Consider the following 16684-nt stretch of genomic DNA (forward strand, 5'->3'; position numbering starts at 1 on the left):
ATGGAGCGCGAATTTCGCTATACCCCAGCCGATTTTAATCGCGTACGCGAGGTGCTGTTACAACTGACTGGCATTAAGTTAGCGGACAGCAAGGATTCGTTGGTCTACAGCCGATTAGTGCCGAGGATACGTGTGCTGAAGCTCAATGAAATGCGCCAATATGTGGCGTATCTAGCGGCGCACCCAGACGAAGAAGAGCATTTTATTAATTGCTTGACGACCAATCTGACGTCCTTTTTTCGTGAGCCGCATCATTTTGAGATTCTATCGGACTTCATTGCCAGTGGAGAGAAAGTAGAGCGTATCTGGTGTACCGCATCGAGTACGGGCGAAGAGCCCTATTCAATAGCGATGGCACTGGTACAGCACTATCAACGCTTTGATATCTCCACTCGTGTATTGGCCTCCGACATTGACAGTCGTGTGTTGGCTAAAGCAGCAATGGGGGTATACCCATTAGACAAAGTGGCAGGGCTTGCCAATAAAGAGCGTTTCTTTTTACGTGGTAAAGGCAAGCATCTTGGACAAGCCAAAGTGGTGCCTGCATTGCGAGAATTAATCGATTTTCAGCGTATTAATCTGCTGGATCAGCAGTACCCTGAAGCGACCAAGAGCGATGTCATTTTTTGTCGTAATGTCATGATTTATTTTGATAAGGATCATCAAGGAGAGATTTTGTCGCGATTATTAGCCAAACTGCGTCCAGGCGGACTGTATATTGCTGGGCATTCTGAGAACTTTTCGCAATACGGCCACCTGATGAAGCCCATCGGCCGCACAGCCTACATCAAACTGTAGTAAGGTCTATTTTGACGCAATCAAGCGCGGCCACACAAACGCCCGCAACACGTACTTTTTTGGATCATCAATTCCAAAAAGTGGCCCATAAAGTGTTGCCCGGAGAGTTCTATGCTACGGATCAAGAGGTGATGATTACCACGCTGTTAGGCTCATGTGTCACAGTGTGCTTGTTTGACCTTGATGCCAAGGTTGGTGGTATGAACCATTTTCTATTGCCTGATGGCGTGCCTGAGAATGATTTACTTTCTTCAGCGGGGCGCTACGGCGTGCATGCAATGGAACTGTTGATTAATGACATCGTCAAGTTGGGCGGGCGACGTGCCAATTTAAGAGCTAAAGTATTTGGTGGCGCCAATGTTTTGCAAGCGATGACCCATAGTCAGGTAGGGGATGAAAATGTGCGCTTTGTACAAAGCTTCTTAAAACGCGAGCTGATCCCTGTCGATGCTTACGATGTGTTGGGGCGTTTTCCCCGTAAGGTAAACTTCTTCCCTACGTCGGGAAGAGTCATGATGAAAAAGCTTACTTCATATTATGATGATGAGTTGATAACCGAAGAAATGCGTTATCGCGAAAAAGTTCGCCAGCGCCGCGATCGCTCTGGTGACATAGATATATTTTAAGATGGAAGACGTTACATGGTGAGTAAATTAATAAAAGTCTTGATCGTCGACGACTCAGAGCTGATTCGACGGATCTTGCAGCAGATAATCAGCGAAGACCCACAGCTTCATGTAGTGGCAACTGCGCGTGATGCGTTTGAAGCCAAAGAAATGGTGCGTGAGCTTAAACCTGATGTCATTACCCTAGATGTAGAAATGCCTAAAGTAGACGGCTTGCGCTTTTTAGAAGTACTAATGAAAGCACAGCCGACACCGGTAGTGATGATTTCTACGTTAACACGAGCGAACGCCGACGTGACATTGCGTGCGTTAGAGTTAGGCGCAGTCGATTATATCCCTAAACCTACCGCGGATGAGCAAGCCTTATTGCAGCATTACGCGAGCACGGTGATTCAAAAGGTAAAACAGGCCGCTAAGAGTCGCTCGTTTACGCCAGTGCCTACCGCAAAAAAAGCCGCCAATGCCAGTGAATTAAGCAGTAATCGAGTGTTGGCAATTGGGGCCTCAACTGGTGGCACTGAAGCGATTCGTAGTGTGTTACAGCAGTTGCCGGCGCAGCATTTTGCCGTGGTGATGACCCAACATATGCCAGCCGGTTTCACCACGACATACGCCGCACGTCTAGACAGTACGACCGATTTTAAAGTGATTGAAGCCAAAGGTGGCGAGCTGGTGCAACCAGGTTATGCCTATCTTGCCCCTGGCGACTTTCATCTAAGGGTGGTGCGCAAGGGAAACCAGTTATATACCGATGTGTTTGAAGCTGAAAAAGTCAGCGGCCACCGGCCCTCTGTCGATGTGTTGTTTGAATCAATTGCCAAAGAAGTCGGCAAACACGCGCTTGCCACCCTGTTAACAGGGATGGGGCGAGACGGCGCTAAGGGGTTGAAGAAAATCCACGATCAAGGTGCTTATACTGTCGCACAAGATGAAGAAAGTTGTGTCGTATTTGGTATGCCAAGAGAAGCGATTGAGCTGGGGGCGGCTACCAAGGTAGCGGCGCTTGACCGAATTGGAGCCACCTTAATCGATGCCGCCAAGCGTTAATCTAGGCTGGGACTGTGAATTGCTCTAACAGCTCGCTACAATGGCGGCTTTGATCGCACCGCACGAAACAAGGTCCGCTTTTGTCACAGTCTCCTTTTACCCTTTACCAAACGCGCGTGAGTCAGGGTCGCATCGAGCACTCTGAAGCTCAGCAAGCGGCTTTATCCGCGCTCAATGATTTGTGGGTTCGTCTCACGGCACAACAGGCGTCATCGTCTTCGGTCAGTCCGCTTGGCGTTTATTTGTGGGGTAGCGTTGGGCGTGGCAAGACGATGCTGATGGATCTTTTCTTTGCCTCTTTACCCGCTGGCGTCGGCCGTCGACAGCACTTTCATCATTTCATGGCGGCATTGCACAAAGAGCTAAATACCACTTTTGGCGTCGCTAATCCGTTACAGCAAATTGCCGCTCGTATGGCGCGTGAGGTAAAGGTGATTTGCTTTGATGAGTTTTTTGTCAACGATATCGCCGATGCGATGTTGCTGGGAAACCTGATCCAAGCCCTATTTGAAGAGGGGGTCCATCTGGTGGCAACGTCTAATATTCCAGTGGTTGAGCTGTTTCAAAATCAATTACAAAAGCAACGCTTTGCACCAACCATTGCGTTAATGTCAGAGCACTTAGAGGTGTTTCATGTGACGGGTGATAAGGATTACCGCTTTCGTTTGCCGATCGAGCTGCCGGTGTACTTCGAGTCATTCAGGGCATTGCAAGAGCAAGTGTTGTCACAACTCTTCGCGGCGCAAGACGCGGTATTGGGTGAGCTTAAAGTTAATCACCGCCCGCTTGAGTTTCAAGCGAAAAACCCGCATGCCCTTTGGTGTCACTTTGATGAATTGTGCGAGAAACCACGTTCCTCTCAAGATTACATGTCTTTAGCGCAGCAGTTTGATACCTTGGTGATTAGTCATATTCCAGAATTGAGTAGCGAGCCTTATGAGCAAATAAAAGCACGTGGTACGGAAGATAGTGCGTTAGGCTCTGGGGCAACCGGTGAGCGGCGCGTGGCATTGGGTATTCATGACGATGCGGTAAGACGTTTTATTAGTTTGGTAGACGAGTGCTATGACCAAGGTGTGTGTGTGATTTTTCAAGCTCAGTGTCCCCTAGATCAGCTCTACCAAAATGGCGTGCTGACGTTTGAGTTTCGACGCACCTACAGCCGTATTAGCGAAATGCAGACACAAGGCTATCATTTGCGCCAAACGAGCACTCAGTAGGTAAAGTTATTGGCAGCTATGATGTAAAAGTTGCTTTCAATCAATAGGCTATCAATTTTTAGGCATAAACTTAGTAGTGTTAGGCTACTGAGTGTAGGAATAACATGGCAATCATCCAACAGATCATTCGTGCCGATTTACGGCGTTTGATACTACTGCTTACCATAGGTAGTGTGTTGTTGAGCTTGGGGAACAGCTACTGGGCGATTTACAACGAGCAAAAACAGCTTATGGTTAATGCTACGCTTGAATCCAATCGCCGCTACGCCGCCAAAATAGCGGCCTCCGCCGAAACAATGTTGCTTTCCGCACAAAAGCAAATCGCCTACTCATCGGTGCTGTTATCAGACAAACGCATGGGGCGATCTTACGCCGAAAGCGAAGTGCACCGCATTGTGAATCAATCAGATCTGTTTAACTCCGCCATTGTGGTGAATCAAAATGCCCAAGTTGCTGCCATTTGGCCACAGGATATTGTGCCAGCAGGATATGTGCTACCGGAAAACACTCGACAGTCGTTTTACGCTAAAGATCCGCTGATTACGGATCCCTTTCATTCGGTATCTGGTAACACGCTGATCAGTATTTCGCATCCTATTTGGGGCGATGGTGGACGTTATTTAGGGTACGTTTCTGGCACCATTTACCTCAATGAAAATGGTTCTCTTGCACGCCTAATGCGCGATCATTTCTTTGAGGATGAGACTTACCTGTATGTGGTCGACCGTCATGGCGAGTTGATATTCCACGCGGATAAAAAGCGCATTGGCGAGAATGTCTCGTATATGCCCTTTATTCAGCAGGTGACAGACGGACGTGGTGGTGCACGTGAACTGATTAATTCGCTCGATGTTGATATGTTAGCTGGGTATTCACCCATCACCTCAGCACAGTGGGGCGTTGTGGTGCAGCGACCCAAAGCCAGTGTGATGGAAGGGATTAATACGCAGGTATTACAAGTGTTTTGGCGCAGTTTGCCAGTGGCGTTATTAACCATTTTAGGCATCTGGTTTTTTGCCTATATGATTACTCGCCCTTTGACCCAGTTAGCGCGCAGCGTTAGCAACATCAATGATGAACAGGTGCAACACGGAATTTTATCGATCCGCGCTTGGTATTACGAAGCCGCTCAGCTAAAAATCGCTATCCTGCACGGCATTGGCTTACTTAATGAACGTATTCATGAGCTTGATAACGACAGTCATACCGATCCGATGACAGGACTTTATAATCGTCGTGGCATGCAGCGTATTTTAGACGATTTTGAGTCGCAGCAAGCTTGTTTTGCGGTGCTAGCACTGGATATCGACCACTTCAAACAGGTCAACGATCGTTTTGGCCATGATGTGGGGGACTTAGTGATCACCGAGTTAGCCCGCATTATGCAGCAGTCCTTGGCTGATACCGGCATTGCGTGTCGTGTTGGTGGCGAGGAGTTTTTAGTCTTTCTACCGCACACATCGCTTGAGCGAGCGCTTGATCAAGCCCAATCCTTGTGTGAAACCATCGCTTTATCGCCCATGCCCAAAGTGCGACACATCACGGTTTCAATCGGTGTCAGTGGCGTTCAGCACTGCGCTAGCATGCGGGATATTGATGTGGCCATTAAACAGGCTGATACCGCACTGTATGCCGCCAAAAATGCAGGGCGAAACTGTGTGCGCAGTGGCGCCTTAGCGATCAGAGATTAGTTATCTGACTCGTTTTAGTCAAAGTGACGCGGCTCGGCACGACGCGGTAGATGCACGAGATGCAACCCATATTGTTTGGCTTGGGTGACGGCTAATGTACTCGGTGACGCCAAGTGGCCAAGGCTTGCAACCTGTGCTCGTACCGCTTTTAAAATCAATTCGGTGCTACAACGGCTCGACATCAAAATATGGCAGCCGGCCATATTTTGACCGGCCATCATGGCTTTGCCAATTAGTTTATCCAGCGCATTATGACGACCAATATCTTCGGCAAAGGCCAAGTAATCACCCTCTGCACTGAGCAGCATAGCGCCATGGATAGCACCAGACACAGCGCCCACTTGCTGATGTTCATCAAATGCAGCTTTAGCAGCTAACCATTGGTGGTCGGTCAGTGCTGCACTGGGTGTGAGGGAGGGCATTTCAGGAAAGCTTTGTTCGATCGCTTCAATGCCACATAAGCCGCAGCCACTGGTGCCTTTACGTTGGCGCATAACGCCGGAAGCACGATGTTGCGCGCGCCCTGTAAGCTCAATATTGGCGCGAATGTGTTCGGGTAGTTGCTGGCCTTGTGCGGGGGCTGACTCTAAGGTGATATCAAGAATTTCATTGGCTTGTTTAATGATACCTTCAGAGTGAGCGAAGCCTGTGATGAAGGCTTCAATATCAATCGGGGTAATCATGATGACGGCATAATTGAGCTCGTTGATACTGATGGCAATCGGGACTTCTTCGACCAGCTCGACGGCATGCGATTGGCCGCTAGAAAGATAGCTTTGCGTTCGAGTGCCAGTGTAATCCATAGCCGATAACCCCTTAATTAATAACTGTTTAACCGTCATCTTAAGATAAGTTGAAGACAAAATCTTGTCTGTTTAGTCCTGCCAAGTGACTTTTGCAACCCAAGCGTCGATGTCATGTTGAGCAAAGTGCTGCAGCCACAGTGTTTGCTGCTCCTGCAGGCGGTCGTTGGGTGCTTTTACTTCAATCAGTTCAAAGTTCTGGGCACTTGGATCAAAACGAATCAAGTCCGGCAGCCCTTTTTTGTGATGTTTTAGGTCTTGCATTAGATAATCAAAGATGGCGCTTAAGGCATCCACTGAGATACATGTCAGTGCCTGACCCAGTAACTCTTGGGTCAACGCTGGCCAATAAATAAAGCGACAACTGATACCATATTTTTCAGCAAAGCGTTGCTGTATGAGATCGCGGTAGGTGCCATCCTCAAGTGCCTGCTGAACTTGCATGAGTGGTGCTTGGCGTCGGCTGAAGAATTGGTCACTGTAGAGGTCTTTGGGGCTGCTTTGAAACGGATGAAAAAAGGCCCCAGGTACAGGTGCATAGATAACCTCCCAGTAGAGTAGTGCCCAAAGCGCTGGCAAGAGTAAGTTTTCGACGTAATACACGGGGGCTCGAGGCGATTGCTGCTGTAAATAGTCTGCCACTGCTCGCTCTACGCTTTGTGTGTCTTTAACTAGTGTCAACTGCCGGACTTTAGGTATAAAAGCCGTTGTTTTGGCGATGCTTTGGCCGAGCTTTTTCTGTGCTCGATGTAACACTCTTTGCAGTAATGTGTAGGTTTCTTGGTGACTGGTTTTCTCAAGCAGCTGGTGTGCTTGCGCTACGACGTCTTGAGGCGTGGCGCTGCGTTCTAATAAACGTAGGTAGCGGACATTAGCATGATTACCCAAGGTGCAACGGTAGTATTGCATGGCTGAGTCTGGCTCGCCTTGCTTTTCCAGTTGCTGCGCCCACAGGAAGCAAAGACGCTGACGACGCTTTTCTAGCCAAGGGTTTTCGAAAGGGGTGTGCAGCAAGATGGTGTGTTGTTTGTCTGTATAGGCCCCGTTATCCAGTGCTTGTCGCAACACTTCTAGCTGCAGATAGGTATCGATCTCTTGACGGCTTTGAAAGGCTCTAGATTGCGGCGTTAGCTCAACCGTTTCATATTGTATGTGGCCAAGCTCAGTCACAATAAACTCAGACCAGTCTTGATGCAGGTTGCCAAAAAACATCAGTTGGATCCGTGCAAACAGTTCTGGCTGTTGCAGCTCGACCCAAGTGCCAGGCATGCCCCATTGCGAGAAACTTTTACACATGTCTGACGGGAACGTTTGTTCAAGATGCTGTCTTAGTAAAGCCTTTGCTGATGACTTGTTGAGCGGTGCTAAGTCTTGGTGTTGTATGACTTGAGCAAGTTGCTCTTTGGTAGCCTTATGACACAATGACGCCACACCAATCAGCGGGTCTAGCGTTATATAATGTTGGGTGCCGAGTTGGGTGATGGCGGCGGAGATATCGGCTATTTCAGGATAGTGTAAGCGCTCGCTGTCAAACAGTTCGCCACGGCGCATGATCAAACGCGTCAGCAGGGCTTGGGCGTCTGGAGCAAGGTTGAAAATGCCTTCCAAAGTCGCCACTTCGGAATCTGTGAGAAGATCACTGTGATGATTTAAGACCCAGCGCCAAACGCTTTTGGCATTGTCTAGGTAATAAGTCTGTTGGCTAAGAGAAGCTGATTTAAAGCGGCTGTCGCTCATAGAAAATATTGGAATACCTGTAATTTCGATAGATTTGCACGCGTCAAGCTGTCATTTTTTTTTGGACTCAGGCAAGATGTTGCATTCTTAAGAATATCAGTAGGTAATCTGCTAATTAAGTTAGCAGTGCATACCCTAATACGGCAGCAGAGAGCTGTCTTGGAAAGAAGTTACTCTCTATGGTTCATCCTATAAAAAAACTACGCTGGCTACCGAAAGGTCCGCGCCTATGGGCACTGCTCATTGTATCGGTATTTGTGTTGTTTTTGCTAATTTATGATAACGCTGTTACGGACGATCAGCGTGATGAAAACTACCAAGCTATGCCCAATAGCCGCATTGAACTGGCGCCCATTAGCGCGCAGGTAGCCGATGCGCCCAAGCCCCCTTCCTTAGATGCGTTAGCGCCAGCATTGCCAGACGGCATTGGCGAGCGCGTGACACAAGATGAGATGGCGCCTTCTTTGGAAGGTCAAATGGCACAGTCAGTCGATAAACCGCGCTTGGTAGAACACACCATCGAATCGGGTAATACCCTTGAAGGCATTTTTAATAAATATGGCTTCCCGATTTCGACCATGTACGAATTACTTGAAGCCGATCAAGAATACTTGGTGCTAGAGCCGCTGCAAGTCGGCGATAAGTTACGCTTTAAAACCGATGAAAAAGATCAGCTGGTCGCTTTGTCGCGTCGTATTGACCCCAGTAAAACCATCACCTATGTGAAGCATGATGAAGGTGGCTTCATGTATACCGAAGATGTGAAGCCGATCAACTATGTGCAGTACACAAAACACGGTGAAGTGCAGGGCAGTTTTTACTTATCGGCGAAGCGTACAGGCTTGTCTGATGCCAATGTCATGGTCATCAGTGACCTATTGAAAAACCGTCTCGACTTTAGACGTGATTTGCGCAAAGGTGATGAGTTTGATGTGGTGCTCAAGCAGGGTGAAGTAGACGGACAAACGTTTGGTTCAGTGCAAGTCGAAGCGGTTCGCATCAAAGTGCGCGGTGAGTACTACCAAGCCTTCTTGCATACCGATGGTCGTTTCTATGATGCCGATGGTAATAGTTTGACGCCAGCGCTACGCCGTTGGCCGACATCGGTGCGCTATCGCATCAGTTCAGGATTCAATCCTAACCGCTTGCACCCTGTGACGGGGCGTCCAGCGCCGCATAATGGTACCGACTTAGCAACGCCAACTGGTACCAAAGTCTATGCGACCGGTGATGGCATTGTGACCCGTACGGCGAATCACCGCTATGCAGGCAAATACATCGATATTGATAACATCGGTAAGTACAACACGCGCTTCCTACACTTGAATAAGATTCTGGTGAAGCGTGGTCAGCGTGTGAAGCGTGGTCAGGTGATTGCTTTATCAGGGGCCACCGGACGTATCACTGGGCCGCACTTGCACTATGAGCTACATGTGAATGGTCGTCCAGTGAATCCGATGACGGCCAAGATTCCAACCATGCAGTCGATCCCGAGCGACGAGCAGGCTGGATTTAAAGCATCCATAGGCAAATGGACACAGCTGATGGATGCACAGCAAGAGCTGTAATCCCAAGCCTATAAAAAAGCCCAGTACTGAAACAGTACTGGGCTTTTTTTTGATCAGTTGGATGAGTTAGGCGTCGGAAGCACTGTGCTTACGTGCGCGCGCATCCGAGTTGGCGCTGCGATGAAACTTATCTTGGGGTTTTGACTTGTAGTCAGCACCATCGTTCATGCCGTAGCTTGAGCGTTTGAATGCGTTAACGTGTTGCGCTTCAATATCACCTGCTTCGATGGCTTTACGCACAGCACAGCCTGGCTCGTTAGTGTGTGTGCAATCGTTAAAGCGACACTTAGCCGCAATACGGGCAATCACATCAAACCCAGAGGCGTTGGTCAGCTCGGCTTCATTGGCTTGCAGCTCACGCAGCGCAGGTGAATCAAGCAGTACGGCACCATTTGGTAACTGGAATAAGGCGTCTTGCTGAACACCAAAATGGCTTTCTTCGACGGTGATCAAGCTACGTACTAAGCGTGATTTGCCTGAACCTGGTGCGCCCAAAATAGCCACCGTTTTACCCTTACGGAATAAACCATTTAATGCTTGTAGTGGTTCATCTGATTTAGCATTCACTGTCTCAATCAGCAGCAGGGGATCTAATTGTTGAATTTGCTCGCGTTTGGCGTCTGTATCCGCACACAAATCAGCCTTCGTTAGCACTACCACAGCGTCTGCTTCCGCTTCGTGGATCAATTCAAGATAACGTTTAATCAACTCAAGATTAAAACTGTCATCCAAGGCGCTTACAATAAATACAGTATCGACATTGGCAGCGATCAACTGATCCTTATCGTCACTGAACAAAGCACTGCGATCCAGTTTGCGAACAAACTGACCTGACTCATCTAAGACAATCCAATCACCGATGGTCATGTTAGGTAGTGCGGCGTTTGAGCTCAGCGACGCCAGCCCAGATTCTTTGATCAAACCATAGCCGGATTTGTCAGCATGACAAACGCGGGCAACGTGATTTGATTCAAGGTCCTCTAGTGACAGCTGTTGTTGGAAGTAGGTTTGCCAACCTAGCTCAAACAAAGAGATAGATGCATCCATTTAAAAACTCCAGGTGCGAGCACCAATAAACAATTTACAGAAGACAGCTTGAATGCTTGCGCTGCTTCCCATTCAGACATCATACCCGCAATCTTCGATGGATTAAGGATTTGACAATTTTTGAGATTAGCACACTGTTTAATCAGGAAAAATCTATTTTTACGATCTTTTTGCAATCGATTAGAAGCGTGCAAAACTAAGCATAAAAGGCGTCATATAAGGCGTGCGCATTTACCATTGTCAGCTTAACGTATAGTGTTAGAAGCGAACGATTAGGCAAGTAAATAAGCTAGGGAGTGTGTTCATGAAGTTGCAGCAAAACATTAAATGGCTATACGTGCTAATCGCGTTCGGCTTCCTTTTATTAGGGGTGGCGACCACAGACATCTACTTTACCGTTGCTTGGTATTGGTGTGCCGCATCATTTTTTATCGTTAGTCTGGCATACTTTCTTAACAAACCAACTATCTTTCGTAAGCGCACGGATGGCTCGATTCCCTATGCTGTGCGCTGGCTTTTCTGGCCGTTTTTATGGATGACACAAATCTATAATTCCATCGCGCGTCACTGTGATAGCACGCCAGCCATCCAAGAAATAGAACCAGGCCTTTTCTTAGCTAGACGTTTATTCCCTTCCGATTTACATAGCCTTAAGCATCATAATATCTGTGCGGTACTGGATGTGACCACAGAGTTTAATTCCCTAAATTGGACCTTGGTCGGTGAGGGGATCGATTACTTAAACGTGCCTGTGTTGGATCACTCGGTGCCGACCTTAGTGCAAACCCAGCGTGCGCTGAATTGGATTCATACGCACCGTAAAGGCGGCCGTAGTGTGATTGTGCATTGTGCTCTAGGGCGCGGACGCTCGGTATTTTTAATGGCGGCCTACCTACTAAGCCAGCACCCAAACAAAACCCCTTTGGCGATTCTGAAACACATTACCAGTATTCGCCAAAGTGCCAATCTTAATAAGCGCCAGCTTAAAGTCTTGACGCGTATGCATCACAAAAAACAACTGGTAGTGCATAACACTGCTTGGCTGATTGCTAACCCTGTGGCCGGTAAGCGCCAGTGGGAGCAGAGCAAGCAGCATATTTTGGATACTCTTGGGCCCTATTATAATTTAACCGTACGCACCACATCGCCCGAACACAACGGCTCCTATTGGGCGAAAAAGGCCTTGGCTCAGCGCCCCGATATGATCATCGCTTGTGGTGGCGATGGTACGGTGGCGGAAGTCGCTCAAGAGCTGGTCAACTCGACCGTACGCTTGGGGATTATTCCGCTTGGGACGGCCAATGCCTTGAGTTACTCGCTGTGCGGTATTGGTGTCAAAATCAATCCCATTGATACCGCTTGCCTGACCTTGATTGAGGGGATTGAGACGCGTATCGACACCGCCCGCTGTAACGATGAGGTCATGTTGCTACTGTGTGGTGTTGGCTATGAAGAACAGATGATCGAAAAAGCCGATCGTTCGAAGAAGAACGCCAGTGGCCAACTTGCTTATTTACAGGGATTATCCGAAGCGGTCAGCGATAATATCTCTCGTACTTACAACGTTTGCATCAATGACGAAGAGCCCTTTGAGATTCATACGCCAAGTTTGACCATTGCCAATGCATCACCGGTCACGACGCTACTGGCACAAGGTCGTGGATCACCTGATATCAGTGATGGCCTACTGGATCTTACTTGGTTGTCACCAGATCGAGCGCAAATTTTCAATTTGGTCGAGTTGGTTGGACATGGCTTAACCAGTCGAGTTAGTCACCATGAATATGAAGGGGTGCACCACAAAACCGCTTATCGTGTGACGTTAAGCGCCGCGGGTGAGTCATTGCCTTACGTATTGGATGGAGAAGTGCGTGAGGCGGATGAGATTAAGGTGGAGGTGATACCTAAGTCATTGAGTGTCATGGTGCCAGCGAAGCTGGATGTGGCGCGTGATGAAGTGGAAGAGGAGGCGCAACCTGCAGTCGCGTCCTCTTCATAGAAGGTTTATTCGCCCTGAACTCGAATAGTTAACGTCCCTGACACCGTGCCTTGTTGGTCGGCTGTTGGGGCGTCAAAGTCAACTTCGTATTTACTACGGTTAGGGCCAAAAGAGCCAATCAACTGATCGTTGATCAACACTTGGTAACGCTCGCTAAATGTCAAACGTAACGGCTCAGAGTTAGAATTTTCGGCAAGTAGGTTTTCATTTAAACGCACAATACGTGATTCACCGCGTACCCAATGGCCAACTAAAGGCTGCGCCGCAAAGTCCTGCGCTTTATCGACGGATAAATCCGATAAGTACACTTTTAGCGTGTCACCACGTTGTGGCGCTTGACGACGCTGCTCAACGCGCTGATCCAATTCAAAAATATTTTGCGTCAGTGCGGCATTAAATTCTTTTAGGTTTTCGATGCGCTGGCGTAGCACTTGGCTGCTGCCTTCTGCGGCTTGTGTATCAGGCGATGCAAGGCTCTCACCCACGCGTGTATCCAGCTCAGCGATATTTTGTAGGGCCAGCTTTTGTTGGGTCTTAAGCTCTTGTTGCAGTGCTTGAGTATCAGACGCAGCGTTTTCACGTACACTATCGATCGCGCTGGTGTGTTCTTGTTTGTTTTGTTGTGTGGGTTCTACCGCAGCATTTGGCTCAGTTGCGGTGGGCGTAGAAGACGTTTGTTTCGTGGGGAAGGAACAAGCCGCTAATACCAAAGGTAACAACATAAAATAGGCGCGCATAATCCTCATGGTCGAACTCTTTCCTACTGTCAATAAAAAATAAGCGCCAAGTATGCGGCAATGCTTAAGCGATGTCGAGTAAATGGCAAGAGCACTGCCAAACACTGCATAGTCAGTGCTTGGCAGTCATAAAATTATGCGTTTTGTTGGCGATTCCATTGTAGACATTCATCTAACGTTACGCCTGAGCCACCAAAAATATCCAAGGCACTGCCGATGGTTAAGTCGACTTGGCCATTAGAGAGTTCGTGTACACGCTTCAAATCCGCCAGTGAGCGTGCACCGCCCGCATAGGTAATGTCGACCGGGCAGCCTTGTCCTAATAATTGAACCAGGTCTTCATCGATACCAGCTTGAAGTCCTTCTACATCGGCTGCGTGAATCAAAAACTCATCACAGTGATTGGCCAACTCGGTTAGGTTGTCGACGTTGACTTCGGTTGATGTGATGGTTTGCCAGCGATCCGTGGCGATGAACCAGCTGTTGCCTACACGACGACAGCTTAAGTCCAGCACCAAACGCTCGACACCTGTTTCGCGCTTGATTTGATCTAGTTTGTCCCAGGAAAACTCACCGCCCTCAAATAAAAAAGAGGTCACGATCACATGCGACGCGCCAGCGTTGAGGTAGTCTGTCGCATTGCGCACATTTACCCCGCCACCGTACTGGAGGCCGTTTGGGTAAGCGCGTAGGGCGCTCAGTGCTTCAAGTTTGTTTTCTTTGTCCTTACCCAATGCAATGACGTGTCCTCCTGTTAGCTCATGCTCACGGTAAAGGCTGGCGTAATAGGCGGCATCGTATTCGCTGATGAAGTTCTCTTTTGCGCCGTCATCATTCAAGCTACCACCAACAATTTGCTTCACTCTGCCTTGGTGTAGGTCGATACATGGACGAAATAGTGTCACTGCGGGCTCCGGTATATTGGTAAAAAGGGAGGTGATTGTAACTAATGTGTCAAAAGATGCGAAGTAAGATTCGCCACTGAACGCATCCTGATACAATTAGCGACCTACATTCGGCAACTCTTAAGAGCGTATTAATGCTAGCAATCTCAAATACTGTGGTAATTCCTGAGGGCGACATTGAGTTAACAGCGATTCGCGCGCAAGGCGCGGGTGGGCAAAACGTTAATAAAGTCGCCAGTGCGATTCATCTACGCTTTGACGTGCCTAACTCTTCATTACCAGACGTCTACAAGGAAAAGTTGCTGGCGCTGAAAGATACCCGCATCAGTAAAGAGGGTGTGATTGTCATCAAGGCTCAGCAGTTTCGTACCCAAGAGGCGAACCGCGAGGATGCCTTGCAACGCCTGAAAGCGTTAATTCTCAGTGCCATGAAGACTTATAAAGTCAGACGCGCCACCAAACCTTCCCGTAGCTCTCAGCGCAAACGCGTTGATGCTAAAAAACAGCGTGGTCAGATTAAAAGCCAGCGCCGTGCTAAGTGGACTGAATGTTGATCTAAGTCATCCTTTCTGCTTTATATTTCAATTTGATCTATGAATATTCCTTTTTATCTTGAGTCTGCAATCATAAAAATTCATAATGCCCAAAATATTAGCTATGGCTAATGTTTGCGATGGGCGTTAGGCAATGTCGACTTTGGTTCGGTAATAACTGTAAATACTTTGTAAATAGGACGTTATTCAATCCATTAGTCAGATTTATTGATCTATCGCAATACCCCATAAGCATCGCTAATGAATAATTCATAGACATGCTAACCATGCATTCTGTGAATGATTGGCAGTCGTGGCGACCAAAAGCAATAAGAGCACGATCAAGTGTCAACAAAGAGCCGCCGTTTCTTTACGTTAGACATGGGTTTAAATCATGATTAATGAAGCAGTTGTAGAGCTCTCGCGTTTACAGTTTGCGCTAACAGCCATGTACCACTTCTTGTTTGTACCGCTGACTCTTGGCCTCTCGTTTATGCTGGCGATAATGGAATCTGTTTATGTCATCACTGGCAAACAGATTTATAAGGATATGGTGAAATTCTGGGGTAAGTTGTTTGGTATCAACTTCGCCCTAGGGGTGACGACCGGTTTGACCATGGAATTCCAGTTTGGTACCAACTGGTCGTACTACTCGCACTATGTGGGCGACATTTTTGGTGCGCCGCTGGCCATCGAAGGTTTGATGGCTTTCTTCCTAGAATCCACACTCGTGGGTCTGTTCTTCTTCGGTTGGGATCGTCTTAGCAAAGTGAAGCACTTGATGGTGACTTGGCTGGTGGCGCTAGGTTCGAATTTATCGGCGCTATGGATCTTGATTGCCAATGGCTGGATGCAAAATCCGGTCGGTTCGGAGTTCAACTATCAAACCATGCGTATGGAGTTGGTAGATTTCGGCGCGTTATTACTTAACCCAGTGGCGCAGGTGAAGTTTGTTCACACGGTTTCAGCAGGTTATGTCACTGGCGCGATCTTTGTCTTGGTGATTTCCAGCTACTACCTACTTAAAAACCGTGATTTGGCGTTTGCACGTCGCTCGTTTGCCATTGCATCCGCGTTTGGTTTGGCGGCGACCTTGAGTGTGATCTTGCTGGGTGATGAGTCAGGCTACGAGTTGGGTGAGGTGCAACGCGTTAAGCTTGCAGCGGTAGAAGCAGAATGGGAAACCCATGAAGCGCCAGCGCCCTTTACGGTGATTGGCTTCCCGAATCAAGAATTGGAGCAAACAGAGTTTGCCTTGCGTATCCCAGGTTTGATGGGCTTGATTGCCACACGTTCGCTAGACGAAGAAGTAATGGGCATCAAAGAGCTTAAAGAATACCATCGCCAACGTATTATCAACGGTATCTACGCGAACCAACTGTTGGCACAGTTGCGTGCCGGTAACGAAGACCCGCTGGTAAAAGAAAACTTTGATCAAGTCAAAGACGATCTGGGTTACGGTCTGCTAGTGACAGCGTTTACTGAGGATCTGGATAATGTGACGCCAGAACAACTTGATATGGCCGTGGAATACTCCATTCCACAAGTGGCACCTTTGTTCTTTGCCTTCCGTATTATGGTGGCCAGTGGCTTCTTGATGTTATTGGTATTTGCTGTGGCCTTCTATCAAAACGCGCGTCGTCGCATTGGTCAAAACCGAACTTTCTTAAAAGCGGTGATGCTAACGCTACCGCTGCCTTGGATCGCCTGTGAGACAGGCTGGTTTGTGGCCGAGTATGGGCGTCAGCCTTGGGCCATTGGTGAAGTATTGCCAGTGCATGTGGCGGTGTCTGATCTGACAACCGGCCAAATCTGGTTATCGATGGGCTTGATGACTGCGTTATACACCGTCTTTTTAATCGCTGAAATGTATCTAATGATACGTTTTGCGAAGCAAGGTCCATCCAGTTTGCATACCGGTCGCTATGCTTTAGAGACCGAAAAAGACCAGCTTAAAGCGCAGGAGGTTTAAG

14 protein-coding genes are annotated in these 16684 nt (G+C 48.1%); 9 read left to right on the plus strand and 5 right to left on the minus strand.

The features are described 5' to 3' along the window. From JQX58_RS11725 to JQX58_RS11745, 5 genes are all read left to right on the plus strand, one after another. A complete protein-coding gene (locus tag JQX58_RS11725) occupies window positions 1-798 on the plus strand; it encodes a CheR family methyltransferase (RefSeq protein ID WP_204147051.1) in 798 nt (265 codons plus the stop codon). A gap of 11 nt (window positions 799-809) precedes the next feature. Beyond that, on the plus strand, window positions 810-1424 hold the full coding sequence (cheD, locus tag JQX58_RS11730) for a chemoreceptor glutamine deamidase CheD (RefSeq protein ID WP_204147052.1): 615 nt from the start codon (window positions 810-812) through the stop codon (window positions 1422-1424). A gap of 15 nt (window positions 1425-1439) precedes the next feature. Beyond that, a complete protein-coding gene (locus JQX58_RS11735; protein WP_204147053.1) occupies window positions 1440-2471 on the plus strand; it encodes a protein-glutamate methylesterase/protein-glutamine glutaminase in 1032 nt (343 codons plus the stop codon). Between the two features lie 80 nt (window positions 2472-2551). Beyond that, window positions 2552-3691: a cell division protein ZapE gene (gene zapE, locus JQX58_RS11740; RefSeq protein WP_204147054.1), complete on the plus strand. Its 1140-nt coding sequence runs from the start codon at window positions 2552-2554 to the stop codon at window positions 3689-3691. A 104-nt stretch (window positions 3692-3795) separates the two neighbouring features. Then, window positions 3796-5382 (plus strand): sensor domain-containing diguanylate cyclase, encoded by a 1587-nt coding sequence (locus JQX58_RS11745; RefSeq protein WP_204147055.1) that lies wholly within the window; start codon window positions 3796-3798, stop codon window positions 5380-5382. A 14-nt stretch (window positions 5383-5396) separates the two neighbouring features. Here JQX58_RS11745 and JQX58_RS11750 read toward each other — a convergent pair whose 3' ends face one another. Both JQX58_RS11750 and JQX58_RS11755 read right to left on the minus strand, forming a co-directional pair. Beyond that, the gene (locus JQX58_RS11750; protein ID WP_204147056.1) at window positions 5397-6185 is read right to left on the minus strand and encodes a formate dehydrogenase accessory sulfurtransferase FdhD; all 789 of its coding nucleotides are present in this window, start codon (window positions 6183-6185) and stop codon (window positions 5397-5399) included. A 72-nt stretch (window positions 6186-6257) separates the two neighbouring features. Then, window positions 6258-7922, minus strand: coding sequence for a VRR-NUC domain-containing protein (locus tag JQX58_RS11755; RefSeq protein ID WP_204147057.1), 1665 nt, complete (start codon window positions 7920-7922; stop codon window positions 6258-6260). 179 nt (window positions 7923-8101) lie between these two features. On the opposite strand from JQX58_RS11755, the gene JQX58_RS11760 reads away from it, so the two are divergent. Continuing rightward, window positions 8102-9490 carry a peptidoglycan DD-metalloendopeptidase family protein gene (locus JQX58_RS11760; RefSeq protein ID WP_204147058.1) on the plus strand — a complete coding sequence of 463 codons (1389 nt, stop codon included), beginning with the start codon at window positions 8102-8104 and terminating at the stop codon, window positions 9488-9490. 66 nt (window positions 9491-9556) lie between these two features. On the opposite strand, the gene rsgA is transcribed toward JQX58_RS11760, so the two are convergent. Then, window positions 9557-10537, minus strand: a complete 981-nt coding sequence (rsgA, locus tag JQX58_RS11765; protein WP_204147059.1) for a GTPase RsgA — start codon at window positions 10535-10537, stop codon at window positions 9557-9559. Window positions 10538-10841: 304 nt separating this feature from the next. On the opposite strand from rsgA, the gene JQX58_RS11770 reads away from it, so the two are divergent. Then, a complete protein-coding gene (locus JQX58_RS11770) occupies window positions 10842-12536 on the plus strand; it encodes a diacylglycerol kinase family protein (RefSeq protein ID WP_204147060.1) in 1695 nt (564 codons plus the stop codon). A 5-nt stretch (window positions 12537-12541) separates the two neighbouring features. Here JQX58_RS11770 and JQX58_RS11775 read toward each other — a convergent pair whose 3' ends face one another. Together JQX58_RS11775 and hisA are read right to left on the minus strand one after the other, a co-directional pair. Beyond that, window positions 12542-13282 (minus strand): hypothetical protein, encoded by a 741-nt coding sequence (locus JQX58_RS11775; protein ID WP_204147061.1) that lies wholly within the window; start codon window positions 13280-13282, stop codon window positions 12542-12544. 125 nt (window positions 13283-13407) lie between these two features. Then, a complete protein-coding gene (hisA, locus tag JQX58_RS11780; RefSeq protein ID WP_204147062.1) occupies window positions 13408-14178 on the minus strand; it encodes a phosphoribosylformimino-5-aminoimidazole carboxamide ribotide isomerase in 771 nt (256 codons plus the stop codon). 134 nt (window positions 14179-14312) lie between these two features. Between hisA and arfB the strand changes: the two genes are divergently transcribed. Continuing rightward, on the plus strand, window positions 14313-14732 hold the full coding sequence (gene arfB, locus JQX58_RS11785; protein WP_204147063.1) for an alternative ribosome rescue aminoacyl-tRNA hydrolase ArfB: 420 nt from the start codon (window positions 14313-14315) through the stop codon (window positions 14730-14732). A gap of 373 nt (window positions 14733-15105) precedes the next feature. Beyond that, complete coding sequence (locus tag JQX58_RS11790) at window positions 15106-16683, plus strand: cytochrome ubiquinol oxidase subunit I (RefSeq protein ID WP_204147064.1); 1578 nt, start codon at window positions 15106-15108, stop codon at window positions 16681-16683. Window position 16684 lies beyond the last annotated feature (1 nt).

This window comes from Marinomonas ostreistagni, from assembly GCF_016888445.1.
Lineage (GTDB): Bacteria > Pseudomonadota > Gammaproteobacteria > Pseudomonadales > Marinomonadaceae > Marinomonas > Marinomonas ostreistagni.

Bases quoted from the DNA above. Each gene is read 5' to 3' on its own strand.
- arfB (WP_204147063.1), top strand. From the start codon at position 14,313: ATGCTAGCAATCTCAAATACTGTGGTAATTCCTGAGGGCGACATTGAG.
- JQX58_RS11755 (WP_204147057.1), bottom strand. From the start codon at position 7,922: ATGAGCGACAGCCGCTTTAAATCAGCTTCTCTTAGCCAACAGACTTAT.
- JQX58_RS11790 (WP_204147064.1), top strand. From the start codon at position 15,106: ATGATTAATGAAGCAGTTGTAGAGCTCTCGCGTTTACAGTTTGCGCTA.
- JQX58_RS11750 (WP_204147056.1), bottom strand. From the start codon at position 6,185: ATGGATTACACTGGCACTCGAACGCAAAGCTATCTTTCTAGCGGCCAA.
- JQX58_RS11725 (WP_204147051.1), top strand. From the start codon at position 1: ATGGAGCGCGAATTTCGCTATACCCCAGCCGATTTTAATCGCGTACGC.
- JQX58_RS11760 (WP_204147058.1), top strand. From the start codon at position 8,102: ATGGTTCATCCTATAAAAAAACTACGCTGGCTACCGAAAGGTCCGCGC.
- JQX58_RS11770 (WP_204147060.1), top strand. From the start codon at position 10,842: ATGAAGTTGCAGCAAAACATTAAATGGCTATACGTGCTAATCGCGTTC.
- JQX58_RS11735 (WP_204147053.1), top strand. From the start codon at position 1,440: ATGGTGAGTAAATTAATAAAAGTCTTGATCGTCGACGACTCAGAGCTG.
- rsgA (WP_204147059.1), bottom strand. From the start codon at position 10,537: ATGGATGCATCTATCTCTTTGTTTGAGCTAGGTTGGCAAACCTACTTC.
- JQX58_RS11745 (WP_204147055.1), top strand. From the start codon at position 3,796: ATGGCAATCATCCAACAGATCATTCGTGCCGATTTACGGCGTTTGATA.
- JQX58_RS11775 (WP_204147061.1), bottom strand. From the start codon at position 13,282: ATGAGGATTATGCGCGCCTATTTTATGTTGTTACCTTTGGTATTAGCG.